Annotated in this window: 20 protein-coding genes; 6 read left to right on the top strand and 14 right to left on the bottom strand. The window is 72.5% G+C overall.

Translation table 11 applies throughout. The features are described 5' to 3' along the window. Positions 1 to 159: 159 nt before the first annotated feature. Positions 160 to 1,164, bottom strand: a complete 1,005-nt coding sequence (locus tag SCA03_RS29380; RefSeq protein ID WP_030888882.1) for a rod shape-determining protein — start codon at positions 1,162 to 1,164, stop codon at positions 160 to 162. A gap of 258 nt (positions 1,165 to 1,422) precedes the next feature. On the opposite strand from SCA03_RS29380, the gene SCA03_RS29375 reads away from it, so the two are divergent. Further along, positions 1,423 to 3,144: a glycine/sarcosine N-methyltransferase gene (locus tag SCA03_RS29375; RefSeq protein WP_434095947.1), complete on the top strand. Its 1,722-nt coding sequence runs from the start codon at positions 1,423 to 1,425 to the stop codon at positions 3,142 to 3,144. An 85-nt stretch (positions 3,145 to 3,229) separates the two neighbouring features. Here the strand turns inward: SCA03_RS29375 and SCA03_RS35840 are convergent, their stop codons facing one another. Next, positions 3,230 to 5,428, bottom strand: coding sequence for an NAD(P)-binding protein (locus SCA03_RS35840; protein ID WP_371864009.1), 2,199 nt, complete (start codon positions 5,426 to 5,428; stop codon positions 3,230 to 3,232). A 28-nt stretch (positions 5,429 to 5,456) separates the two neighbouring features. Here SCA03_RS35840 and SCA03_RS29365 point away from each other — a divergent pair, with 28 nt between their 5' ends. Next, positions 5,457 to 5,981, top strand: coding sequence for an LOG family protein (locus tag SCA03_RS29365; protein WP_030888873.1), 525 nt, complete (start codon positions 5,457 to 5,459; stop codon positions 5,979 to 5,981). A gap of 53 nt (positions 5,982 to 6,034) precedes the next feature. On the opposite strand, the gene mnmA is transcribed toward SCA03_RS29365, so the two are convergent. Further along, a complete protein-coding gene (gene mnmA / locus SCA03_RS29360) occupies positions 6,035 to 7,264 on the bottom strand; it encodes a tRNA 2-thiouridine(34) synthase MnmA (protein ID WP_283249712.1) in 1,230 nt (409 codons plus the stop codon). A 53-nt stretch (positions 7,265 to 7,317) separates the two neighbouring features. Between mnmA and SCA03_RS29355 the strand changes: the two genes are divergently transcribed. Further along, positions 7,318 to 8,280, top strand: a complete 963-nt coding sequence (locus SCA03_RS29355; RefSeq protein ID WP_086814728.1) for an N-acetylmuramoyl-L-alanine amidase — start codon at positions 7,318 to 7,320, stop codon at positions 8,278 to 8,280. 57 nt (positions 8,281 to 8,337) lie between these two features. Here the strand turns inward: SCA03_RS29355 and SCA03_RS29350 are convergent, their stop codons facing one another. Next, positions 8,338 to 9,537, bottom strand: a complete 1,200-nt coding sequence (locus tag SCA03_RS29350; protein ID WP_030888864.1) for a cysteine desulfurase family protein — start codon at positions 9,535 to 9,537, stop codon at positions 8,338 to 8,340. A 117-nt stretch (positions 9,538 to 9,654) separates the two neighbouring features. On the opposite strand from SCA03_RS29350, the gene SCA03_RS29345 reads away from it, so the two are divergent. Then, positions 9,655 to 10,134, top strand: a complete 480-nt coding sequence (locus tag SCA03_RS29345; protein WP_030893622.1) for a DUF6233 domain-containing protein — start codon at positions 9,655 to 9,657, stop codon at positions 10,132 to 10,134. Between the two features lie 24 nt (positions 10,135 to 10,158). Here the strand turns inward: SCA03_RS29345 and SCA03_RS29340 are convergent, their stop codons facing one another. Both SCA03_RS29340 and SCA03_RS29335 read right to left on the bottom strand, forming a co-directional pair. After that, on the bottom strand, positions 10,159 to 10,623 hold the full coding sequence (locus tag SCA03_RS29340) for a Dps family protein (protein ID WP_230988992.1): 465 nt from the start codon (positions 10,621 to 10,623) through the stop codon (positions 10,159 to 10,161). A gap of 123 nt (positions 10,624 to 10,746) precedes the next feature. Beyond that, positions 10,747 to 11,649 (bottom strand): thioesterase family protein, encoded by a 903-nt coding sequence (locus SCA03_RS29335; RefSeq protein WP_086814727.1) that lies wholly within the window; start codon positions 11,647 to 11,649, stop codon positions 10,747 to 10,749. Positions 11,650 to 11,799: 150 nt separating this feature from the next. Here SCA03_RS29335 and SCA03_RS29330 point away from each other — a divergent pair, with 150 nt between their 5' ends. Then, positions 11,800 to 13,236, top strand: a complete 1,437-nt coding sequence (locus tag SCA03_RS29330; protein ID WP_030893620.1) for an aldehyde dehydrogenase family protein — start codon at positions 11,800 to 11,802, stop codon at positions 13,234 to 13,236. Between the two features lie 285 nt (positions 13,237 to 13,521). Here the strand turns inward: SCA03_RS29330 and SCA03_RS29325 are convergent, their stop codons facing one another. From SCA03_RS29325 to SCA03_RS29295, 7 genes are all read right to left on the bottom strand, one after another. Continuing rightward, positions 13,522 to 14,652, bottom strand: coding sequence for an ABC transporter ATP-binding protein (locus tag SCA03_RS29325; RefSeq protein WP_037852109.1), 1,131 nt, complete (start codon positions 14,650 to 14,652; stop codon positions 13,522 to 13,524). A 53-nt stretch (positions 14,653 to 14,705) separates the two neighbouring features. After that, entirely contained in the window at positions 14,706 to 16,073 is a 1,368-nt protein-coding gene (locus tag SCA03_RS29320) for an ABC transporter ATP-binding protein (RefSeq protein WP_086814726.1), read from the bottom strand. Further along, a complete protein-coding gene (locus SCA03_RS29315; protein WP_030888845.1) occupies positions 16,070 to 17,068 on the bottom strand; it encodes an ABC transporter permease in 999 nt (332 codons plus the stop codon). The genes SCA03_RS29320 and SCA03_RS29315 overlap by 4 nt, the downstream gene beginning before the upstream one ends. Before the next feature lie 157 nt (positions 17,069 to 17,225). Next, entirely contained in the window at positions 17,226 to 18,977 is a 1,752-nt protein-coding gene (locus tag SCA03_RS29310; protein WP_086814725.1) for an ABC transporter substrate-binding protein, read from the bottom strand. A gap of 130 nt (positions 18,978 to 19,107) precedes the next feature. Next, a complete protein-coding gene (locus tag SCA03_RS29305) occupies positions 19,108 to 20,106 on the bottom strand; it encodes an ABC transporter permease (RefSeq protein WP_030893616.1) in 999 nt (332 codons plus the stop codon). Positions 20,107 to 20,539: 433 nt separating this feature from the next. Continuing rightward, positions 20,540 to 21,331 carry an enhanced serine sensitivity protein SseB C-terminal domain-containing protein gene (locus SCA03_RS29300; RefSeq protein ID WP_030888839.1) on the bottom strand — a complete coding sequence of 264 codons (792 nt, stop codon included), beginning with the start codon at positions 21,329 to 21,331 and terminating at the stop codon, positions 20,540 to 20,542. A 332-nt stretch (positions 21,332 to 21,663) separates the two neighbouring features. After that, positions 21,664 to 22,446 carry an enhanced serine sensitivity protein SseB gene (locus tag SCA03_RS29295; RefSeq protein ID WP_030888836.1) on the bottom strand — a complete coding sequence of 261 codons (783 nt, stop codon included), beginning with the start codon at positions 22,444 to 22,446 and terminating at the stop codon, positions 21,664 to 21,666. A gap of 169 nt (positions 22,447 to 22,615) precedes the next feature. On the opposite strand from SCA03_RS29295, the gene SCA03_RS29290 reads away from it, so the two are divergent. Continuing rightward, positions 22,616 to 23,206 (top strand): hypothetical protein, encoded by a 591-nt coding sequence (locus tag SCA03_RS29290; protein WP_086814904.1) that lies wholly within the window; start codon positions 22,616 to 22,618, stop codon positions 23,204 to 23,206. A 67-nt stretch (positions 23,207 to 23,273) separates the two neighbouring features. Here the strand turns inward: SCA03_RS29290 and SCA03_RS37370 are convergent, their stop codons facing one another. Continuing rightward, positions 23,274 to 24,443: an AAA family ATPase gene (locus SCA03_RS37370; RefSeq protein WP_371864008.1), complete on the bottom strand. Its 1,170-nt coding sequence runs from the start codon at positions 24,441 to 24,443 to the stop codon at positions 23,274 to 23,276. Positions 24,444 to 24,899: the final 456 nt, after the last annotated feature.

The raw sequence follows: 24,899 nt of genomic DNA, 5'->3' as shown, positions 1-24,899 counted from the left end.
CGGGAGGGCGGGGGGGGGCGGCGGGGGTCGGCGCCCTGGGAGAGGCAGCTGTTGGGGCGGGGCGGGCCCCGGTGGGCGCGGGTGGGCCCGGAGAGGCGCGGGTGGGCCCGGAGAGGCGCGGGTGGGCCCGGAGGGGCCCGGACGGCGGCGCGGGGCGGGTCAGGCGGCGAAGACCGCGTCCAGTTTGTCGAACTCCTCCAGGCAGCGGCCGGTGCCGAGGGCGACGCAGCCGAGCGGCTCGTCGGCGACGACGACGGGCATGCCCGTCTCCTTCACGAGCCGCTCGTCCAGGCCGTGCAGCAGCGCCCCGCCGCCGGTCAGGACGATGCCGCGCTCCATCACGTCGCCGTACAGCTCGGGCGGGCAGTCGTCGAAGGTGTCCCGCACCGCGTTGACCATCGCCCGCAGCGGCGGCTCTATGGCCTCCCGGATCTCGTCCTGGGTGAGATCGACGACCTTGGGCATCCCGGTGTTCTTGTCCCGCCCGCGCACCTGGACGAGGCCGTCGGCGCCGAGCGCCATCTTGATCTCCTCGGCGGTGCGTTCACCCACCGCCATGGCGAACTCCCGCTCCACATAGGAGGCGATGGCGGTGTCCAGCGCGTCGCCCGCGACCCGGGCCGAGCGCGAGGCGACGATGCCGCCGAGGGAGATGATGGCGATCTCCGTGCTGCCGCCGCCCACGTCGACGACCATCGAACCGCGCGCCTCGTGCACCGGGAGCCCGGCGCCGATCGCCGCCGCCATCGGCTCCTCGATCAGCCGCACGTCCCGGGCGCCGGCCCGGGCCGCGGTCTGGAGCACCGCACGCCGCTCGACACCCGTCACGCCGCTGGGTACACACACCACGACGCGGGGTGACCGGCCGCGCCCTCTGCCACCGCGTGCGGCACGGATGAAATGCCGCAACATGCCCTCTGTCGCCTCGAAGTCGGTGATGACTCCGCCCTTGAGCGGCCGGGTGGCGGTGATGGTGCCGGGCGTGCGGCCGACGGCCTGACGGGCCTCCGCGCCGACGGCCAGTACCTTGCCGGTGCGGGTGTCGATCGCGACGACCGACGGTTCGTCCAGGACCACGCCCTTGCCCCGCGCATACACCAGGGTGTTGGCCGTGCCGAGATCTATGCCGATGTCACGGCTGCTGAACGAGGTGCGCTTAGCCATGTGTTGTCTCGCCAAGTTCGGTGTGGAGTGCACGAGTCGTACGGAATTGTCGTGCTGACGTCCGCAGCATACCCAACTGCCCTGTTTGCTGCGGCAGGCACCGGTGCCCGGGCGACAGAAATCTGGGGGAGCAAACCCGCTGGTCGGGGCTGGTTTTCACATCAACCTAACGCACGGCGGGGCGACTTGGTGGCATAGATCTGCCCCCGATGGATAGCTATGCACCGGAGACCACGCGCGGTTCCGAGCCGAAGCCTGGTGCTGTCCTCGGAGACCGCGCCCAGGGCCACCGTCTCTTCAACTGGAGGTTTCGTCATTTCCGCGCGACCGGCTCAGGAATTCGGAGACAACCCCGTCGAGGTCCGGGAAACCGGGCACTACACGGAGGAGTACGTCCCGAGCTTCGTAGAGAAGTGGGACGCCCTCATAGACTGGGAAAAGCGAGCGGAGAGCGAGGGCAATTTCTTCATCGATCTGCTCAGGAAGCGGGGCGTTCGGAGCGTACTCGACGTCGCGACGGGAACCGGATTCCATTCGGTGCGACTGCTGGAGGCCGGATTCGAGACCGTGAGCGCCGACGGCAGTGCCGACATGCTCGCCATGGCCTTCGAGAACGGCATGAAGCACGGCGACCACATCCTGCGCGTCGTCCAGGCCGACTGGCGCTGGCTCAACCGTGACGTGCACGGCGAGTACGACGCCATCGTCTGCCTCGGCAACTCGTTCACGCACCTCTTCTCGGAACGCGACCGGCGCAAGGCGCTCGCCGAGTTCTACGCCATGCTGAAGCACGACGGAATCCTCATCCTGGATCAGCGCAACTACGACGCGATCCTCGACCGGGGGTATTCGAGCAAGCACACCTACTACTACTGCGGCGAAGACGTCGCGGTGGAACCGGAATACGTCGACGAGGGCCTGTGCCGTATGCGGTACCGGTTCCCGGATTCCGTGTACCACCTCAACATGTTCCCGCTGCGGAAGGACTACACGCGGCGCCTCATGTCCGAAGTGGGTTTCCAGCGCGTGGAGACCTACGGGGACTTCCAGCACACCTACCGGGACGAACAACCGGACTTCTTCGTGCACATCGCGGAGAAGGAATACCGCATGGAGGACCAGGAGGAAGGCGGGTACGGCGGGGCCGTCAACACGGCACGGAGTTATTACAACTCCCCCGACGCGGACGCCTTCTACTCCTCCGTGTGGGGCGGCGAGGACATCCACGTCGGCGTCTACACCGGCGACGAGGAACCCATCGCCGACGCCAGCCGCCGCACCGTCGAGCAGATGGCCGAGGGGCTCGGGCTGACCGAGGACTCCGTCGTGCTCGACCTCGGCTCCGGCTTCGGCGGCTCGGCCCGCTATCTGGCCGACACCTACGGCTGCCGTGTCCGGGCCCTCAACCTCAGCGAGGTCGAGAACCAGCGGCACCGCGAGCTGAACTCGGTACGCGGGCTGACCGACCGGATCGAGGTCGTCGACGGCTCGTTCGAGGACATCCCCTTCCCGGCCAACAGCGTCGACGTCGTCTGGTCGCAGGACGCCTTCCTGCACAGCGGTGACCGGCTGCGGGTGCTGGAGGAGATCCGGCGGGTGCTCAAGCCCGGCGGGCGGCTGGTGTTCACCGACCCCATGGCCGCCGACGGGACCTCGCTCGCCGACATCCAGCCGATCCTGGACCGCATCCACCTCGACGACATGGGCTCGCCCGGCTTCTACACCCGCGAGCTGACCCGCCTCGGCTTCGTCGCGCAGCAGCACAAGGGCGCCGAGGGCGGCTTCGAGGACCTGCGTGAGCAGCTGGTGACGCACTACGGCCGGGTCCTCCAGGAGACCGAGCGGCAGGAGGCCGAGGGGCTCGGCCAGAAGGTCAGCTCGGACTATCTGACGCAGATGAAGAAGGGCCTCACCCACTGGGTCGAGGGCGGCCGTGCACGCCGCCTGACGTGGGGCATCTTCCGCTTCACCCTGGCGTAGGCCGACGGGGCGCCGGGCCGTGCCCCGACGGCCCGGCGTCCGGCGCCTCGTGCGCCCCGCGCGATCCCGGCCCCGCGCGCCCCGCTCAGTCCCAGCGGCGCAGCGCCCGCGTGACGTCGAACTCCCCGGAGCCGCGCATGGGCGGCGGGCCGGGCGCCGGGGACGAGGCCAGCAGCCGGCCGAGGCCGCGCCGGGTGGCGGCCACCACGACCCGGTCGCCGGCCTGGAGCACATGGTCGGGGCGCAGCCGCCAGGTCAGCTCGCCGCCCGGCTCGGGGCCCTCCTCGGAGAGCGCCGAGATGGACAGGTCGTCGCGCCGGTCGGCCTGGTCGGCGAGGTCGAGCGCGAGCACCCGCCAGGCGCCCGCGTGGAAGGCGTCCGCCACGGTGCGGCCCTCCAGCAGCTCGTTGCCGGTCACCTCCACGGTGGCGAAGACCAGTACCCGCCGGCCGACCGGGATGGCCCCGAGCACCTGGCGGCCCATCATCGCCCCCGCGAAGGCGGGCGCGGCCAGCGCGGAGACGGAGCGGCTGCGGGTCTGCGCCGTCGGGTAGGTGTCGCGCAAGGTGCGGTAGACGGTCGTCGCGAACTCGTCGTCGAACAGCCGCATCACCACGCGCAGTTCGGGCTTGAGCTGGCGGGCGTACAGGGACGCCTCCAGATTGGTGCCGTCGCTGCTGGTCAGCGCCAGCAGGGCGCTCGCCCGGTGGATACGTGCGGCCTCCAGCACATCGCTCTCGGTCACATCGGCTATCACCGTCGGCACCCGCTTGCGGCGGGCCAGCGCCATCCCGCGCGCCTCGTGGTCCCGCTCGATGCACACCACCGGGATCTCGTGCTCCAGCAGCTCTCCCAGCACCCGCGAGCCCACCTTGCCGAGCCCCAGCAGCACCACGTGCCCGGACAGGCCGCGCGGCGGGTCGGGCAGCGAAGCGGCCTTGCGGAACGCCCCGTAGCTCTCCAGGACGACCGCGAGGAACAGCGGCAGCATCAGCATCCCGGCCAGCCCGGCGAGCAGTTGGAGGAGCTGTTCGTCCGGCGGCTCGTCGGTCTTCGGGTCGTTGATGCCGAAGACGTCGAGGAGGGTCACATAGCCGGCGTGCGCCGGGGAGTCGCCGCTGACCACCCAGTTGAAGGCGCCCAGCGCGATGACGACGGCGGTGAGCCCCAGCAGCGAGTAGCGCAGCCGGCGCGAGAACAGCTCCTTGAACGCCTGCGTCCACGGCATCCGCCGGGGCTTCGGCGGCGGCTGCGCCCCCGGCCGGCGGGCCACCGCCTCCAGCACCACCGCCTGGCGCTGCGCCGGCAGCCCCTCCAGCGCCGCGTCGTCCGGCAGCAGGACGGGGGTGTCCCGGGCGGCCGCGCCGCGTTGCCCCGGCGGATCGCTCCCGCCGCGCCCGTCCCGGCCGCCGAGCCCGGCGACGAACCTGCGCAGCCCGGCGAACCCGCTGCCGCCGGACGGATCGCGGGGCTCCCCGGCGGCCCGGCCGTCCTCGCCGTCGTCCCCGGTGCGTGGCGCGGGCGGCTCGGGCCGCTGCCCGGCCGGACCGTCGGAGGCGGCCGGGCCGCCCGGACCGCCGGAGTGGTCGATGTCCTCGTCGCTGTCGCCCTCGTCGGAGTCCTCCGAGCCGGGCATCACGGCGAGCGTGCACAGCGCGTCGGTGCGCGCCGCGGCGCCCAGGGTGCGCTCCTTGGCGCGGAGCATCAGCCCGTCCGCGTAGACGATCTTGTCGCTGCCGACGACGGCCGCGGCCACCAGTGAGGGCGCGGCCGTGTCCGAGTCGGACAGAACGGTCGTCGAGGCGTCCAGCGCCGCCCGGTCCAGCTCGGGGTTGCGCACCTGTACCGCGCGGTCCAGCAGGCTCTCCAGATAGCCGCCGAGGGTGCGGTTGAACATCCGGATCACCAGGCGCAGTTGCGGGTTGAGCCGGCGGGCGCGCAGCGCGACATGGATGTTCAGCTGATCGTCGCCGGAGGTCAGGGCGAGCGCGCTGGCCCGCTCGACGCCGGCGCGCAACAGCGCCTCGTCGTCCGGAACCTGCGCCTCCACCGCCTCGACGTGCATCCGTCTGCTGCCCACCAGGCCGGCGATCCGCGGCCCGTGGTCCCCGCCGCGCAGCGAGGGCAGCACGACGGTGACCCGCTGCCCGTAGACCCCGGCCAGCTCCTTGATCACCCGCTGGGCCAGCGCGTTGTCCCCGCACACCACCATGTGGCCGCCGCCGGTCCCCGCGCCGGTCCCGCCGTTTCCCGCCCGTGCGCCGCCGCTTAGGCTGTCGGCCATGGCCCTCGAACCCTCCCTGCGCGCGCCCCTGAACATCTGCGTCTTCTGCTCCGCGGCCGAACTCGACGCCGTCTACACCGATGCCGCCCGGACCTTCGCCCGGCTCCTCGGGGAGCGGGGCCACAGCCTGGTGTGGGGCGGCTCCGACTCCGGGCTGATGAAGGTGGTCGCGGACGGGGTGCAGGAGGCCGGCGGGCGGCTGATCGGGATCTCGGTGGAGTTCCTGAAGAACGTCGCCCGCGCGAACGCCGACGAGATGATCGTCACCGCCGATCTGGCCGAACGCAAGGCCGCGATGCTCGCCCGGTCCGACGCCATCGTCGTGATGGTCGGCGGCACCGGCACCCTCGACGAGGCCACCGAGATCCTGGAACTGCGCAAGCACGGCATGCACACCAAGCCGGTGGTGATACTCAACACCGCCGGCTTCTACGACGGCCTGCGCGAACAGATGCGGCGCATGGAGGCCGAGGGCTTCCTGCCGGTCCCCCTGGACAAGCTGGTGTCCTTCGCGGACGACGGCACCGAGGCCCTGGAACTGCTGGGGGCGTGACCCGCGGTGAGGGTGGCGGGCCCGCCACCCTCACCCGTACGGGGTGCGGGAGTTCAGCCCGCCGCCGCGACCGCGCGCTCGGTGCGGGCGATCGTCGCGGAGCCGACGACGCGGGTGCCGTCGTACAGGACGACGGCCTGGCCGGGGGCGACGCCGCGCTCCGGGGTGGTGAAGCGGACGTGGAGTTCGCCGTCCGCGGTGAGTTCGGCGCTCACCTCCCGCTCGGCGCCGTGGGCCCGCAGCTGGGCGGTGTAGGTGCGCGGGCCCCCGGCGGGCGGGGTGCCGCACCAGCGGGGGCGGACGGCGGTGAGCGCGGACACGTCCAGCGAGGCGGCGGGTCCGACGGTGACGGTGTTGTCGACGGGCGAGATGTCCAGCACGTAGCGGGGCTTGCCGTCGGGCGCGGGGTGGCCGATGCGCAGGCCCTTGCGCTGGCCGATGGTGAAGCCGTAGGCGCCCTCGTGGGTGCCGAGCCGGGTGCCGGACTCGTCGACGATGTCGCCCTCGGCCCTGCCGAGCCGGTCGGCGAGGAAGCCCCGGGTGTCGCCGTCGGCGATGAAGCAGATGTCGTGGCTGTCGGGCTTGCTCGCCACGGACAGGCCCCGGCGGGCGGCCTCCTCGCGGATCTCGTCCTTGGTGGTGAGGGTGTCGCCGAGCGGGAACATGGCGTGCGCGAGCTGCCGCTCGTCGAGGACGCCGAGGACATAGCTCTGGTCCTTGGCCGCGTCACTCGCCCGGTGCAGTTCCCGGCCGCCGTCCTCGCGGGTCACCACGGTGGCGTAGTGGCCGGTGCACACGGCGTCGAAGCCGAGCGCGAGCGCCTTGTCCAGCAGCGCCGCGAACTTGATCTTCTCGTTGCAGCGCAGGCACGGGTTGGGGGTGCGCCCGGCCTCGTACTCGGCGACGAAGTCCTCCACGACGTCCTCGCGGAAGCGTTCGGCCAGGTCCCAGACGTAGAAGGGGATGCCGATCACGTCGGCGGCGCGGCGCGCGTCGTGCGAGTCCTCGACGGTGCAGCAGCCGCGCGCGCCCGTGCGGAACGACTTAGGGTTGGCCGACAGGGCCAGATGCACACCCGTGACGTCGTGCCCGGCCTCCGCTGCCCGGGCCGCCGCCACGGCCGAGTCGACTCCGCCGGACATGGCGGCCAGCACACGCAGCGGGCGCCGGGGCTGCTCGGACGGCACGGGCCGCGGGGAACGCGCCGACTCGGCGGGCCGTGCGGACTGCGAGGGCTGCGCGGGCTGCCCGGACGGTGCGTCCGGCGAGGATGCAGTAGTCATAGCGCCCTCCAGGGTAGACGGAACCTCTTCGGGCCCGAACGCGTGAGGGAGTCATGGGACACGTGACGGGACAGGGACCGGCGGACCCGGCGGACGACGGGCGGGGCGACGAGCCCGGCGGCGCGAACGGCCGGGAACACCACGGCCGGGACGGCCGGGAGGACCGGGACGGCCGGGAGGACCGCCGGGAGGGCCCCGAGGGGCGAGTGGAGCACGATGCCGGGGACGGCCGGGAGGGTGGAGTGGGGCAGGACGCCGGAGACGGGCGGGACACCGGGCAGGGGACGGAGCCGGAGTCCGGAGCGGGCGGGGGACGGCAGGGCGGTTCGGGCGGTCGGCGCGGGCCGAGCCGGCGGACGCTGCTGATCGCGGGCGGCACGGCGGTGGGGCTCGCGGCGGTGGGCGCCGGCCTGCACCAGGATCTGTCGCGCTGGTGGTGGCGCATGCCGGGCAACACCCAGCCGCGCGAGGAGGGCGACGTCGACGATCCGCGCGCGGAGTGGATACCCGCGGCGCAGGGCAACTGGCGGCTGGCGAACCGGCCCGACGACTACACCATCGACCGGGTCATCGTGCACGTCACCCAGGGCTCCTACGCGTCCGCCGTGAAGGTCTTCCGCGATCCGCAGCACCGGGCCGCCGCGCACTACATCGTCCGGCAGGACGGCCGGCTCACGCAGATGATCCGGGAGTTGGACATCGCCTTCCACGCGGGGAACCGCGAGTACAACGAGCGCAGCGTCGGCATCGAGCACGAGGGCTGGATAAACCGGCCGTCCGACTTCACGGAGTCGATGTACCGCACCTCGGCCAAGCTCACCGCCGGCATCTGCGCCCGCTACGGCTTCCCCGCCGACCGTGAGCACATCATCGGGCACGTGGAGGTGCCCCGGGCCACCCACCACGATCCGGGCCCGAACTGGGACTGGGACCACTACATGAGCCTGGTGCGCGGCCAGTTGAAGCGGATGGCCACCGGCACCCGGCAGCAGGACACCGACGGGCGCTCCCGGTAGCCGGCCCGGCCCGGTGGGAGCGCGGCCCGGCCCGGTGGACCGCGGCCCGCGCCGCGGTCAGCTCAGGCCCGCACTGCGCGCCCGCTCGACGACCGGTCCGATCGCCTCGGCGAGCGCCTTGACGTCCGCCTCGGTCGAGGTGTGCCCGAGCGAGAAGCGCAGGGTGCCGCGCGCCAGATCGGGGTCCGTGCCGGTGGCCAGCAGCACATGGCTGGGCTGGGCCACGCCCGCGGTGCAGGCCGAGCCCGTCGAGCAGGCGATGCCCTGGGCGTCCAGCAGCAGCAGGAGCGAATCGCCCTCGCAGCCGGGGAAGGAGAAGTGCGCGTTGCCGGGCAGCCGGCCCGCCGGGTCGGGGTCGCCGTTGAGGACCGCGTCCGGCACGGCGGTGCGTACCGCCTCCACCAGTGCGTCGCGCAGCCGGCCCGTCTCGCGTGCCACCTCCTCGCGCCGTTCGACGGCCAGCCGGCCGGCGGTGGCGAAGGCGGCGACGGCCGGGGTGTCGAGGGTGCCGGAGCGCACCTGCCGCTCCTGGCCGCCGCCGTGCAGCAGCGGCACCGGGGCGCAGTCGCGGCCCAGCAGGAGGGCTCCGACGCCGTACGGGCCGCCGCTCTTGTGGCCGGTGACGGTCATCGCGGTGAGCCCGGAGGCGTCGAAGTCGAGGGGGAGCTGGCCGAAAGCCTGCACCGCGTCGGAGTGCAGCGGGACCCCGAACTCCCGGGCGACGGCGGCCAGTCCGGGCACGTCGTTGACCGTGCCGATCTCGTTGTTGGCCCACATCACGGTGGCCAGCGCGACCTCGGACGGATCGCGCCGGAGGGCCTCGCGCAGGGCCTCCGGGTGCACCCGCCCGTGCGCGTCCACCGGCAGCCATTCGACGCGGGCGCCCTCGTGCTCCTCCAGCCACTCGACGGCGTCCAGCACCGCGTGGTGCTCGACGGGCGAGACCAACACCCGGCTGCGGGAGGGGTCCTGGTCCCGGCGCGCCCAGTACAGGCCCTTGACCGCCAGATTGTCCGCCTCCGTTCCGCCGCCGGTGAGGACGACCTCGCTGGGCCGTGCGCCGAGCGCCGCGGCGAGCGCTTCCCGGGACTCCTCGACCGTGCGCCGGGCGCGGCGGCCCGCGGCGTGCAGGGAGGAGGCGTTGCCGACGAGGGGGAGTTGCTCGGTCATCGTCCGTACCGCTTCCGGCCACATGGGCGTGGTGGCGGCGTGGTCGAGATAGGCGGTGTGGTCAGGACGGGCGGTGTGGGCGGCCATGGTTACCCGATTCTACGGCCCGGCCCGGGGCGCACGACCGGCGCGTGGAAGCGGGCGGGAGGGCGGCCGGTCCGGGGCGGCACCGTACTCGCTCATGCGTTCGATTAACATCGAACGGTGAGTGCGTGGCGCGACCGTGCGGGGCCCTGGGCGCGGGCCCGCATGCCCGACGGGCAGGAGCTGGACGTCCTGGTGACGGCGCGTACCCGCACCCGCGACGGGCGCTGGTGGTACGAGTGCGAGGCCGTCATGCCCGTACGGCACGAGCACCCCGACGGCCGCACCGAGCCGAAGGCCGCGCCGACCCGGGTGAGCGTCGCAGCGGAACACATCACCCCGCTGCCCGGTGAGGACTACACGGCCGTCCCGACCGAGGGCGCCGTGGCCGGCCGCCAGTGGCTGGCCGTACGGGTGCGCGGGCTGCGCGAGGAGGGGCCCTGGTGGTGCGTGCACCGGCGCGACTGCTGGCAGGCCCGCGGCGGCTGGTCCCGGCGCCGCATCACCGCGGACGAGGCACGGGAGCTGCTGGCCGCCACGCGGGCGGCCCGCGTCTGCGACGTGTGCCGCCCGGACCGGGCGCTGGCGGACGGCCCCTGAGCGGGCGGCCCGAGGGCGGCGGGCTCAGCCCTGGTTCTCCGCCTGGAACATCCAGTGCTCCTTCTCCAGATCGCCGACGAGCTGGATGAAGACGTCCTCGGTCACCGGGTCGACGGGGCCGACGGCCTTCATCCGCTCCCGGGCCTTGCCGACGACGGCCTCCAGCGCGGTGACCATCGTGCGGACGGCGTCGGTGTCGGGCTGCCAGCCCTCGGAGACGGAGGGGATGGCGCTGCCGTTCGCGACGGTGCCCGAGCGGCCGTCGGGCGAGATGCCGAGCGCCGAGGCCCGTTCCGCCACGGTGTCGGAGTAGTCGCGGGCAGTGGTGACCACCTCGTCGAGCTGGAGATGGATGGACCGGAACCGCGGCCCGACCACGTTCCAGTGGATCTGCTTGGCGACCAGCGAGAGGTCGATCAGATCCATCAGCGTGCCCTGCAAGGCGTCGGCGACCGTCTTGAGATCGGCTTCCGGAAGCGTGCTCTTCACTGCGTAGCTCGTCACCTTGGCGTCGCTTTCTCTCGGATGCTCCTGCGGCCTTCCACTCACCAACGTATACACATGTGGTGAAAACGGGCACGGCGAGGGCGGCGGGGAGCCTCCCGCCGCCGGTCAGGCGCGGGCGAGCTGCCGGGACTGGGCGACCAGCCGGTCGGCCGTGTCCCACACCTCGGCGTCCTCCTCCAGGAAGCCGCCGGCCAGATTGCGGGTGGTGACGCCGACGCGCAGCGGGCCCGGCGCGGGGCGGGCCCGGACGTGGACGGTCAGTTCGACGGTCGGCAGCCAGCCGGTGAGGCCGAGATCGAAGCCGGTGGGCGGCAGCGCGTCCACGGCCAGCAGCAGGGCGAACGGGTCCGGCGCACGGCCGTCGGCCAGCGACACCCACGCCCGCATCTCGCCCCGCAGGCTCGGCGCACCGACCGCCCAGCCGCTGGTCGCCGGGTCCAGCCGCAGATCGAGCCGGCGGCTCAGCTCCGGGACGGCGTCCGGGCCCGCCGGATGGTCGGTGGCGCTGAAGCACTCCTCGGGCGGCGGCAGGGCGGGCGGCTCGGCGGCGGTACGGACGTCGTCGCCGAGCGCGTCGAGGTCGCCGTAGGTCCCCAGGACACGGAGGCGTTCGGTCTCGGCGCCCCGCTCCCCCGCCGCGCCGGGCACCGGCTGGAACAGCCCCGCCGAGGCCGAGGAGAGAGAGCGGCCCGCGCGTGCGGTGTCGGTACGGACGACAGCGGGGCCCGGCACGGTGGCCGTCAGATAGTGGGCGGTGACGGTGAACGGATCCGGGTGCGCCAGGTCCCGGGCCAGGGCGCGGCCCACGACGGCCAGCAGATAGCCGCCGTTGAGGGTCCTGCCCATGCCCCAGCCGGGCGAGAGGTCGATGTCGTGGACGCCGGGCGCGCGGCGCCGGGCCGCGGTGTCGCGGTCGAACTCGAAGACCTCGCGGCCAAGGGCGGGTACCGGGCCCGCGGGCTCGGTGCCGGCGCGCGTGCCGGGGGCGCCGGCCGGGGACTCGGACATGGCGGCACCGTACCCCCGCCCCTCCCCTCGCCGACAGGCGGCGGGGACGCCCCCGGACGATCCCGCGACGGTCGTGACCGGGACCCCCTTCACCAAGTCCCCTCCCCCGTATTTAACTTGGGACCCACACAGTGAGAGGGAGCCAACGGGATGTCGTACTTCGCCGAATTCGCGCTCCAGTACGTCGACGGCGCGTGGCGACGCGGTTCGGGGTCCTGGGACATCGTCGACTTCGATCCGTACACCGGCGAGAAGCTCGCCTCCGTCACCGTCGCCACGGTCGCCGAGATCGACGCCGCCTACGCCGCCGCCGAACGCGCCGCGCCCGGCTGGATCGCCGCCGGCGGCTTCGCCCGGCGGGAAGTGCTGGAGCGCGCCGTGCGCCTCGTCGAGGAGCGGCAGGACGCGCTCGCCGCCGCGCTCACCGCCGAGACGGGCGCGCCACGGGCACGGGCCGTGCACGAACTGCGCCTGGCCCGCGAGTGCCTGCGGGACGCCGGCACCCTCGCCGTCGGGCCCAGCGAGAGCCTGCGCCCCGCGGCGGCCGACACCAAGGAGAACCACGTCCTGCGCGAACCCGTCGGCACGGTGGGCGCGATCAGCCCGTTCCACCACCCGTTCCTGCGCGGACTGGCCACCGTGGCACCGGCGTTGGCGCTCGGCAACACCGTCGTGCTCAAGCCGCACCAGAGCACGCCCGTCACCGGCGGCACACTGCTGGCACACCTTCTGGAGGAGGCCGGTCTGCCCGGCGGTGTGCTGAACGTCGTCGTCACCGACATCGCCGAGATCGACAATGCGCTGCTCGCCCACCCGGTGCCCGGCGTCATCGCCTACTCCGGCTCACGGCGCACCGGGCGGGAGATCGCCGCCGTCGCCGCCGCACACTTCAAGCGTGCCGTGCTCGACCTCAGCGGCGGCGGCGCCTTCGTCGTCCTCGACGACGCCGATCTGGCGCGCGCCGCCGAGGCGGTCTGCTTCAGCCGGTTCGTCCACCAGGGGCAAGCCGGCGGGGCGCCCGCCAGCAGGGTGCTCGTCGACCGGGCCGTGGAACGGGAGTTCACCGCCGAACTCGTCGCACGCGCCCGCGCGCTGCCCGTCGGCGACCCCCGCGACCCGGCCACCCGGATCGGCCCGCTCATCACCCCCGCACAGGCCACCGCCACCGCCACGCTCGCCGAACAGGCCGCCGCCGACGGTGCCGTGCCGCTGCTGCCCGGCGGCGCCGAGGGCCCCGTGCTGCGGCCCACCGTGCTGGGCGCACCCGCGGACGGTCCCGAGCGGCTCGCCGGGTCCGCGCTGCTCACCCACGAGGTGCACGGACCGCTCGCCGTCGTCCTGCCGTTCAAGGACGAGGACGCGGCCGTCCGGCTCGCCGACGGCGCGCCCGCCGAGCGGGGGGCCGCCGTGCACACCGGGAACGAGCGGCGGGGGATCGCGCTGGCCCGGCGGCTGCCCGGTGGGACGGCGCAGCTCAACGGGTCCGGGGTGCCGGACGAGCCGGTCGCTCGGCCGCGGGGGCTCGATGCGTTCACCACCGTGCGGTGGGTTTCCGTGCAGTTCGGGCGGAGTGTGTTTCCGTTCTGAGGGGTGCGCCCCGGCGGCCCGGGGTTTTCGGGTTTCCGTGCGTCGTGGTCGGTGTTCCTGCTCGCGCCAGAGCGCTCGTCCTCAAACGCCGGACAGGCTTTGATCGCCCGTTCTGCCCGGAGCGCGGTCGCCTGCACCGGCGAATCGCGCCAAGGCGCTCGTCCTCAAACGCCGGACGGGCTTGGGATGCCACAGCGGTCGTTCTCAAGCGCCGGACGGGCTCGGGGTGCCGCGGATGTCTCTGAAAGCGGAGGCCCCGGCCGGAGAAGTCCGGCCGGGGGCGGGTCAGTTCTTGGTCGTGGTGGGGGTCGGTTCCTCCGCTGTGGCCTGGGGTGGGAGGTCCGTGAGGAGCTTGGTGTCGCCGGGTTCCTGATCGGCGGCGTTCTCCGGGTGGTGGCAGGCGACCTGGTGGCCGGTCTCCAGGGCCACCAGCGGCGGCTCCTTCTTGGCGCACACCTCGGTGGCCTTCCAGCAGCGGGTGTGGAAGCGGCAGCCCGACGGCGGGTTCATCGGCGAGGGCACATCGCCCTGGAGCAGGATCCGGTCGCGGCCCTGTGCGGCCTTGCGGCGCGGGTCCGGGACCGGCACGGCCGACAGCAGCGCCCGGGTGTACGGGTGCATCGGCTTGTTGTACAGGGACTGCCTGTCGGTGAGTTCGACGACCTTGCCGAGGTACATCACCGCGATCCGGTCGGAGACGTGCCGGATGACCGACAGGTCGTGCGCGATGATCACGTAGGTGAGGCCCAGCTCGGCCTGGAGGTCGTCGAGCAGGTTGACGACCTGTGCCTGGATGGAGACGTCCAGGGCCGAGACCGGTTCGTCGGCCACGACGAGCTTCGGGTTGAGCGCCAGCGCCCGGGCGATCCCGATGCGCTGCCGCTGGCCCCCGCTGAACTCGTGCGGATAGCGGTTGTAGTGCTCGGGGCTGAGCCCGACCACGCTCAGCAGCCGCTGCACCTCCTGCTTGACGCCGCCCTCCGGCCGCACCCCCTGGAGCCGGAACGGTGCGCCGACGATGGCGCCGACCGTGTGCCGGGGGTTCAGCGAGGAGTACGGGTCCTGGAAGATCATCTGCACATCGCGGCGCAGCGGACGCATGTCGCCCGTGCCCAGGTGCGTGATGTCCTTGCCCTGGAACTCGATGGTCCCGGCCGTCGGCTCCAGCAGCCGCGTGATCAGCCGGCCCATCGTCGACTTGCCGCAGCCCGACTCGCCGACCACGCCGAGCGTCTCGCCGGCGCGTACGTCGAAGTCGAGCCCGTCCACCGCCAGTACCGCGCCGACCTGCCGCTTGAACAGCCCCTTGGTGACGGGGAAATGCTTCTTCAGACCGCTGACCCGCAGCAGGGTCTCGCCCTCGGGGCGTGCGGCGAGCGTGTCCGTGGCGCCGGCGGCGGTCTCGGAGGTGGTCATCGCCTCGTCCTTATCGCTCACAGCACTCTCCGATCGCTTCTGGGCTCGTCCCGTCACAGCCGCGGCGCAATCTCGTCGTTCCAGATCCGTTCCCGGTCCTCCTGCGCCATGTGGCAGGCGGAGAAGTGCCCGGGCTCCACCTCGCGCAGTTCGGGGCGCTCGGTGCGGGTGATGCCGCCCTCGGGGACGTCCGCGTAGGGGCAGCGGGGGTTGAACGCGCAGCCCTGCGGGACGTTGATGAGGCTGGGCGGGGAGCCCTTGACCGGGACGAGCCGGTCCGTGCGGTCGCGGTCGATCCGCGGCATGGAGCCGAGCAGGCCCCAGGTGTAGGGGTGCTGCGGCTCGTAGAACACCTTGTCGGCCGCGCCGTACTCGACACAGCGGCCGCCGTACATCACGAGGATGTCGTCCGAGAGTTCGGCGACGACGCCCAGGTCGTGGGTGATGATGACGACGGCGGAGCCGAACTCCTTCTGGAGATCCCGGATCAGGTCGAGGATCTGTGCCTGGACGGTGACGTCCAGCGCGGTCGTCGGCTCGTCCGCGATGAGCAGCTCCGGGTTGTTGACCAGCGCCATGGCGATCATGGCGCGCTGGCGCATACCGCCGGAGAACTCGTGCGGGAAGCTGTCGACGCGCTTCGCGGGCTCGGGGATGCCGACGCGGTCCAGCAGTTCGACGGCCCGCTTGCGCGCCGTCCGCTTGTCGACCTCGTGGTGGACGCGGTACGCCTCGACGATCTGGTGCCCGACGGTGAAGAAGGGGTGCAGGGCCGACAGCGGATCCTGGAAGATCATCGAGATCGTCCGGCCGCGCAGCTTGCGCACCTTGTCCGCCGGGGCGCCGAGCAGCTCCTCGCCGTCCAGCCAGATCTCGCCGGAGAGCTGGGGCCGCTGCCTGCCGTACTGGCCGACGGTGTGCAGCCCCATGATCCCCAGCGAGGTGACCGACTTGCCGGAGCCGGACTCGCCGACGATACCGAGGGTCTTGCCCTTCTCCAGCTTGAAGGAGAGCCCGTCGACGGACTTGACCAGCCCGTCCTGGGTGGGGAAGTGCACATGCAGATCGCGGACTTCGAGGAACGCCCGGGGCGCCGAACGCTCCCCGCCGTCCTCGCCCTTCGCGGGCTCGGCGGGCCCGCCCCGCGCGTCCCCGCCCTTGGTGAGCCCGGCCTTCGCGGTCTTGTCGCCCTTCGCGGTCTTCGAAGGCGTCTCCGCCTTCGCGGGCGTCTCGGCCTTCGCGGGCGTCTCGGCCTTCGCGGGCTTGTCCGCTTCCCCGGCCTTCGCAGCCTTCGCGGCCTTCGCGGTCTTGTCGGCCTTCGCGGGCTTCCCGGGTGCGGCCCCGCCCTCGGCGTCGGCCTTTCCGGCGTTCTTGCGGCCCGTGTCGCGACGGCCGCTCTTGTCGGTGGGGTCGTCTGTCATCCCAGCCTCACTCGTGGGTCGATCACGCCGTACAGCAGGTCCACGATGAGATTCGCGATGACGACGGCGGTTGCGGTGATCAGGGTGACGCCCAGGATCAGGGGCAGGTCGCGCTCGTTGATCGCCTTCAGCACGGCCTGGCCGAGTCCGGGGATGCTGAAGGTGGTCTCGGTGAGGATCGCACCGCCCATCAGGGCGCCGATGTCGATGCCGAGGAGCGTGAGGATGGGCGTCATCGTCGAGCGCATGGCGTGCTTGCCGATGACGGTCTGTTCCTTCAGCCCCTTGGCGCGGGCCGTGCGGATGTAGTCCTCGCCCATCACCTCCAGCATGGTGGCCCGGGTGATCCGGGCGTACATCGCGCCGAAGAGGAAGGCGAGGCTGATCCACGGGAGGATCATGCCGCTGAACCATTTGCCCACGTTCTCGCCGAACGGCGTGAACGAGTTGCTCACCAGGCCCAGTTGGTAGGCGAAGACGGTCAGCAGGATCAGACCGGTGAAGTAGACCGGCAGGGAGACACCGGCCAGCGCACCCGTCATGCCGAGCCGGTCCCAGATGCTGCCGCGCTTGAGCGCCGAGACGACGCCCACGGCCAGTCCGATGACCAGCCACAGCAGGGCGGCGCCGAGCGCCAGGTACAGGGTCACCGGCAGCCGGTCGGTCAGAACGGGCCAGATGGCCTGCTCGTTGCGGAAGGAGTAGCCGAAGCAGGGGGCCGGGCAGTGCGTGACGGTACCGCCGCCGACGTAGTCACGGCCGACGAAGATGCCTTTGAAGAACTCGAAGAGCTGGAGCAGGATCGGCTCGTCCAGCTGGAGCTTCTCGCGGACGCCCTCCAGGGCCTCCTTGTCGGCCTGCTTGCCGACGTACATGGTGGCCGGGTCGGTTCCGGTCCACTTGGGGATCAGGAAGAAGATGCAGAAGACCGCCAGAACGATGACGACCAGCATCACTGCGACGGCCAGCAGCCGCCTGATGAGATATGTGAGCACTGCTTACGGCCGCCCGCCGGCGGCCCGGCCGCTCCCTGTGCCGGAAGCTGTGTGGCCGGGCCGCCGTCGCGGCCTTCACCTGCCCTTCGTGCCAGCGGCGGGTGACGCCGTCAGGTGGTGATGTCGATGGCGGACTGGGTCATGCCGGGTCCCGGCGTTACTTGACACCGATGTTGACGAAGTCGTACCAGCCGCTGTAGGCGTCGGCGGCGTAGACGTTCGTCAGCCGGCTGGAGCGCCACTGGACGACCTTCATGTAGGTCAGCGGAAGGTAGTACGCACCCTCCATGACATCGTGGTTGACCTGCGCGTACTTGTCCGCGGCCTTCTTCGGGTCCAGTTCGGCGACGGCCTCGTCGAGCCCCTTGTCGATCTTCTCGTCGTCGATCATGCCCATGTTGTTGTTGCCGTTGTCCAAGATGGCGTCGCTGTGCCACAGGGCACGGCCGTAGCCCTGGCCGCTGGGGAAGTCGGGGCCCCAGCCGTAGAGGATGAGCCCGTACTGCTTCTTCTTCACGACGTCGGGGTTGCCGACGATGGAGGTGCCCTGCGAGCCGTCGAACTGGTCGATCTCGACGTCGATGCCGATCTTCTTCAGCGACGCCTGGACCGCCTCGGAGGACTTCACATCGGCCTTGTCCGTGTTGCGCACGGCCAGCCGGGTCTTGAAGCCGTTCGGCTTACCGCACTTCTTCAGCTCTTCCTTGGCCTTGGCCACATCGGCCTTGCCGCCGTTCTTGGCGATGCCGTACTGGTCGTCCTTCTCGTCGTAGCCCGGGATCGACGGCGGCAGCATGTTCGTCGCCAGCTTGCCGCCGGCCATCGGGCCGCCGCGCGCGGTCTGCACCGACTTGTGGTCGGTGCCGTAGATGACGGCCTTGCGGCAGTGGATGTTCTCGAACGGCTTCACGTTCTGCGGGAAGACGACGTAGGAGATGAACCCGGTCTCCGGGTTGTCCACGTTGTCCTTGTGCTGCTTGAGCGCCGTGGTGCGGCCCTGGGAGTCCATGCCGCGCTGGTTGAGGTCCAGGTCGGCGTCGCCGTTGATGAGGCGCTTGTCCCGCTCGTCGGCGTTGGTGAGCAGGGTGACCTGCACCTTGTCCGGCAGCCCCTTGCGCAGCGGGTCCGTCTTGCGGCTCCAGTGCTTGTTGCGCACCAGCGTCAGCGACTTGTTCGGCGTGTACGACTGGAACTTGTACGGGCCGGAGGAGAACGGCTTGAGCCCGTACTTGGACTTCTTGTCCTTGTCCTTGCGCACCGGCGAGTTGGTGGCCATGGCGAGCATCTGCTCGAAGTCACCGTTGCGCTTGGGCAGATGGAAGATGATGGTCTTGTCGTCCGGCGTCTCGATCGCGTCGATCCCCTCGGGCTCCTCGTAGGGGCCCTTGTACTTCTTCTTGGGGTCGATGGCGTCGCGGACGTAGACGGGGCCGCCGGAGATCGTCTTCTGCGCCCACTGCCGCTCGATGCCGTACTTGACGTCCTGGGAGGTGATCGGCTTGCCGTCCTCCCACTTCAGGCCGTCCTTGAGCGTGTACTCGTAGGTCTTGCCGTCGTCGCTGATCTTGGCCATGTCCTTGGCCAGGTCCGGCTTCAGCTCGACGCTCTTCTGGCCGGGGGCCGGGGTGTAGCTGACGAGCTGACGGCTGTAGAAGCGCGCGAAGGAGAACTCGAAGCCGTAGTACATCCGGCTGGTGTCCCAGGACTGGGCGTCCTGCACCCCGACGAACTTCAGGGTGCCGCCCTTCTTGTCCGAGGCGTTGGCGACCTTCTTCACGCCCGCGTTCAGGCCGGCGCCCTTGCTGTCGCTCTCGCCGCCACCACCGCACGCCGACGTGGCGAACAGCGTGGCGACGGCGACGGTCGAAACCGCTGCCAGCCGGCGCCTCGATGCGCGTAGGGGACTCACTGTCTCGCAACCTCCGTGTAGGTCACGGCCCGCACGATCGCGCGGCCGGGGGGCTGGGAATGGTGGGGAAACCGAGGGGTGGGGGCGGGTTCGGGGACGAGGGAGCCGGACGGCACACCCGTGCGGCGGGTCACCGCGTCCCCTTGGGATCGAGTGCGTCACGCACGCCGTCGCCGAAGAGGTTGAACGCCAGGACGGTGATGAAGATCGCGACACCGGGGATGATCATGTACATCGGGTCGGACTCGTAGTACTGCACGGCGTCGGACAGCATCGCGCCCCAGGAGGCGGTGGGCGGCTTCACCCCCACGCCGAGGAAGCTGAGCGCGGCCTCCGTGAGGATGTTGGTCGGGATCATCAGCGTCATGTAGACGGTGATCGGCGCGACCAGGTTCGGCAGCAGCTCCTTGCTGAGGATGTAGCGGCGGCCCGCCCCGAGGCTGCGGGCGGCCTCGATGTACTCGCGTTCGCGGAGCGAGAGCACCTGGCCGCGCACGATGCGGCCGATGTAGGGCCAGCCGAAGAAGCCGATGACGAGGATCATCACGAGCAGCCGGACGCCGGTACCGGTCAGGCCGAGCAGGCTGTTCGGCATCACGGAGATGAGCGAGATGATGAACAGCAGCTGGGGGAAGGCGAGCAGCATGTCCATCACACGGCTGATCAGCGCGTCCAGCCAGCCGCCGAAGTAGCCGGCGAGGGTGCCCAGGATGGTGCCGATGATGACGGCGACGATGGCGGACAGGAAGCCGACCAGGATCGAGACCCGGGCCCCGTACAGGATGCGGGCGAAGATGTCGCGGCCGCTGACGGGTTCGACACCGAGCAGGTGCTCGCCGGAGATGCCGCCGAGCGCGCCCTTCGGGGTGCTGAACAGCGGGTCGATCAGGTCCTCGTGACGCTGGTTCGGCATCTGGCCGGTCAGTGCGGTGATCGCGGGCGCGAAGATCGCGACCAGGACCAGCAGCAGCACGACGGCACCACCGATCAGCGCCACCTTGTCACGCTTGAGCCGGTCCCACGCGATGCGCCCGAGGGAGCGCCCCTCGATCTTCTTCTCAGCACCGCTGGGGGCTGGCTCGGCGACCGCGGATTTCGCGGTCGACTCCTCGTGCAGTGGTGCCGTCATCGTGGTAGGAACCCCTTCTCGACCGGCAGTTGACCAGTCCACGCACACCGCGGTAGCGGTCGACTCTCACACAGGCAGTTCGTACATGCGGCCGAGCGGCCTCATGGCCCGGGAGTCTTCAATGTGTTCACGATCACCCGCCAGACTTCCCCGGGAAAGGATGCGCAACTGTGATGTGACGCGTCATGTTCCGTTATGCGGACGGGAGTTGACGTTGAGCGGTGTCTGATCAGGGGGTATGTCCAGTTCTGGACTTGTCTGCGGCGCGTTCCGCCGGCGTCCGCGCGAAGCCGGTCGCAAGCGGACGGGAACAGCTCTGGGAGCGCTCCCGTACCCGGTCGCGGCGACGGCTTCCGCAGGGGACGGCGGAGTTCACGAGGGTGATGGGCGACCGCCCGTCCGGGCGCTCAACCGGCCGGTGCGCGCCGCCCGTTCAGAACGCGCGCGGGTAGCCGTAGCCGTATCCGGGGGCCGGTACGCCCTGGGGCACTCCGGCGTGGGCGTCCCGGTCGAAGAAGGGGCGGGACTGGCGGCGCAGCCACATGGCCACCGGGTCGTGATCGTCCGCCATGGCGACGCTGGAGACCGGCAGCCCCTCGGGCACGGCCGCCACCGACTGCGCCATCATCTGCCGGGCCGCCTCCACCGAGCCCGGGCCGTTGTCGTACAGCTCCAGCCCGATGGCCAGATACGGCACCCCCGTCGCCGGCTGCACCCAGGCCCGCCGCAGCGACCTGACCGCCGGCGTGTGGTGCGCGTTCTGCACGAGCAGCGCGTAGAACTGCGGGATGTCCAGGGTGGGTTCACCGATCCGCAGCGGGCCGGCGGGCAGCAGGTCGAGGCCGATGGCGATCCGCCGCAGATCCAGCCACGGCACCCCCAGACCGCCGCCCGGCGCATGCGGATTGAGCCAGATGCCCCAGCGGTCCGGGAAGAGTGCCGAGGCGATGTCCCGCCCGGCGACCACCTCGTGGGCCCGGTTCCAGCCGGAGGCCGCCAGCTCCTGCGCCGAGGTCACACACGGCGCGTAGCCGTACCCGGCCACCTCCATGTTGCCGTACTGGGCGTCCGGCGCCCCCGCCCGGCCGTTCCACAGCAGCATCCACAGCCGGCTCGACGCCAGCGCGTGCAGAAGGGCCTCGTACGCGTCGTACGCCTCGAAGGTGCCGTGCCGGTCCGGCGTCACCTGCCGCAGGAGCTGCTCGACGCTCTCACCCGCACTCACCTGGGCCGCCCTTCCCTTGCCATCGCCGCCAGTACCGCGGCGGCACCGCGCCGGCCGCGCCGCTCCCCGCGCCCGCCGGCCGCCCACCCGCCGCTCATCCGCCCCGGGGCACGCCTGGACGCCCCCGCACGTCATCCAACCAGCTTACGAGCCGAGCGGGACATCGGTACGCCTACTCACCCGCCATCCGCTGACCGTCTCTTGCCCGGCCGTGCCCGGGGGCTCACCGCACGCCACCTCCCGCACGCGAGGCCCCGCACGCGAGGCCCCCGTACGGAACCCCACACCGAACAGCCCCGCACGCTCACCTCACGCGCGGCCTTCCCGCACGCTCATCCCTCGCGCGTGTAGAACGGCCGGACGCACTGCCGCATCCAGTCGACCACCGCGTCCTGCGCCGCGTCGAGCAGCACCATCTGGACGGGCCAGCGCACCTCGGCGCCGTCCAGGGCGCGGGCGAGGGCCTCGTGTGCCGCCTGCCGCGACTCGGGGTCGAGCAGGTCGAGTTCGAGGCCGACGAAGAGCGCCGGCTCGTCGCCCTCCGTGCTCGCCAGGGCGCGCCGCGCCGTACGGACCCGGCCGAGAGCCGCGAACTCCCGGGAGGCCGCGGCCAGGAAGTCGACCGGGTCGTCCTGCCAGTCCGGTTCGAAGAGGCGGACCCGCGCACCGCGCGCCACCCCCGCGATCCCGGCCTCCGCCGGGGTGTTGCGGCACAGCTCGGCCACCGCCTCGGGCGGCAGCGGCATGCCCACCGTCCCCTCGGGGTTGACGGCGAGCCCCACCTGCGGCGGCAGCCCGCGGGCGAACTCCCGGGCGGGCGCGACGGTGAAGGACATGTGCGCGCCGGCCACCTGGAGGAACTGCTCCTCGGAGCTGAAGACGGGCACGAAGGCGGCGCCGTCCAACTCCACGGTGGGCAGGTCGAGTTCGCGGCTCTGCGGGCTGCCGCCCTCGGGCAGCGGAACCCAGACGCTGCTGCGTGCGAGGACCTCCAGCAGCCGGGCGCCGGCGTGGGGGGCGTGCACCGAGGCGGACAGCGCCTCCTCCAGCTCGTTGCCCGGCCAGCCGCCCCCGTGACCCGGCCCGAAGTGCTGTGGCTGCGGCGGAACTGTCATACAGGCAAGCCTATCCACGTCGCACGAAGTGCCGACTCCCCGGGGGAACACGTACGGCGACGCTCCGGTTGCGACCCACCCGGGCCGCCCGAAAAGTGGTGCACGTCCCCTTTCGTGCCGAACGGCGCACTCCTGGCCGTACCGGCGCATCACTGGAGGAAGACCACACATGCGCGTGAACAGGATCACCGCCACCGCCGTCACCTGCTCCCTCGCGGCCTCCCTCGGGCTCGGCGCCGCGGGCGCCGCGGGCGCGAGCGCGCCCGCCGACCGAGGCGATGCCACCCACCGCGGACCGGGCCACCGGGCGCTGCCCGTGGCACAGGCCGACGCCGCCTCCGCGGGCGCGCGGGTCGCCCGGCACAACCGTGTCCTCAAGGGCGTGGTCAAGCCCGTCGATCAGCTCACCCGCCTGCTGACCGAGGTCGGCGGGCTCCAGAGCCGGAAGCTCACCCCGCAGCGGGCCGAACACCACAGCACCGCCATGGCCCGCGCCGTGGCACCGCTGACCGCCACCCGGCCCGGCTCCGCCGGCACACCGCCGCAGACCATGGCCGCGCAGGCCGCCCGCGATCTGCGCGACCGGGTCGACGCACTGCTGCGGGCCGCCGTGCGGGGCGACGTCGCCGGGCGGGACGCTGCTGCGGGCCGCGCGGTCACCGGCGGCAGCAACCTCATGGCCGCCGCCCTGATGAGCGGAAAGCTCCCGGCACCCGACCTCAAGGGCCTGCCGAAACTGCCCTCGGCGACAGGGCGGTGACCGGGGCGCGGCGACGGGCTCCCGTACCGCCCCGGCCCGCCCGGCGCCCTCGGCCGTGCCCGGCGGCTCAGCCCGGCCGGGACCCGGCCGCCGCCTCGCCCGGACCGTCGGCCGCACCGTCGGCCGCGACGGGCCGCACCGCCTCGGCCCGCATCGGCGGCGGGACCACGGCCCCGCGTGCGGCGTGCGGCCCCGGCCGCCCACCGAAGGTGAGGGCACGCAGGGAGCGGGCCGCCGCACGGTCCAGCAGGACGGCCGAGGTGAAGCCGCGTGGGAGCCGGCCGTCCTCCGCCCGTGCGCGCAGCCGCCCGACGGAGCGCAGATGCCGCCGGAAGGCGAACCCGGACACGCCCCTGCCCCGGGCCGCCTGCCCCGCGAGCGCCTCGGCGGGCTGGACGTCGAGCAGCAGCAGATGCAGACCGCGGCCCCGGCTCCGGGCGTCCCGGGCCAGCCAGCCGCGCACCCAGGACTGGGTTCCGCAGTCGTGCACGACGACGGCGCGACCCGAGGCGAGCGCGCGGCGCAGCCCGGCGTAGTGCGCGAGCCGGACCCACGGCCGGTAGACGGCGTACGGCAGCCAGGCGGGCAGCCGGCGCTCCCACCGCTCCCGGCTGTCCTGCGAGTCGATCCGCAGCGCCGGCGCCGCCACGGTCTGCCGGATGAGGGTGGACTTGCCGCCGCCGGGCAGCCCGGAGACGACGAGGACGTCACCGGCCGGGTAGCCGATCACGCGGGGCGGCGGCCCACCGCGCAGATCGCGCACCGCCGGTAGCCCGCCCGGCAGCGGCGCCGCGGCTCCCTGCCCGGCGGCCTCCCCGGCGACTTCCCCGGCGGCCTCCCCGGCGACGGTTCCGGAGCCCGCTGACCGCCCGGCGTTCCCGGAGCGGCCGGAGCCCTCGGAGTACCCGGGCTGCCCGGGGCGTCCGGGGTGTGCGGAGCGTCCGGACCGCCCGGAGTGCCCGATGTCCCCGGGGTGCCCGGCCTCCCCTGGGTCCCCGGAGCCGACGAGGTCCTCTGCACCCCCTGCGCCGTCCCCTGCGGCCCTCTCACCCGTGGGTTCGGCGTCGGGTTCTGCGTCGCGCTCGGCGCCGGGCTCGGTGTCGGGCTCGGTGTCGGGCTCGGTGTCGTCAGCTCCGGTGTCCGTGCGGGTGCGGCTGCCGGCGGTTCCCCGGCGTGCGGCGGACGTTCGCGCAGGTACGTCCTCGTACGCGGGCGGCACGACGACGGCGCCGCTCACCACCGTCCCCTTCCCGGGCACCCCCGAGGCGGACAGCTCGGGAACGGCCGAGGCGGAGACGGCCGACGCGGCGGGTGCGGCGGACGCGCACGGGGGCGGCGCCAGAGGCGGTGGCAGAGGTGGTGTCAGGGGTGGCGTCAGGGAGGTGGACACGGCGGACGTGACGGGGGAAGCGCAGGACGCCGCCGGCGGCACGGCCGCGTCGCCACCCGGTGAACCGACCACAGACCACCCCTCCCCTGGGCGACGGGCAGGACCGCCGCTGAAGGCAGAGTGTCAAGAAAAGGTAATCCACGGCAAGAACAGCGGGAACGGGCCGGTCCGGACGGGGAGGCACCGGGGAAGCGCCCGGGAAACGCCGGGGAAACGCCGGGGAAACGCCGGGGAACGCCCGGGGAACGAGGGGCGCTCGGGGGGCAGTCAGCCGCCGGGTGCCCGTGCAATGATGTGCGGGCC

The organism is Streptomyces cacaoi (assembly GCF_006539165.1).
Taxonomy (GTDB): domain Bacteria; phylum Actinomycetota; class Actinomycetes; order Streptomycetales; family Streptomycetaceae; genus Streptomyces; species Streptomyces cacaoi.
This window is presented reverse-complemented; position numbering and strand designations above follow the sequence as displayed.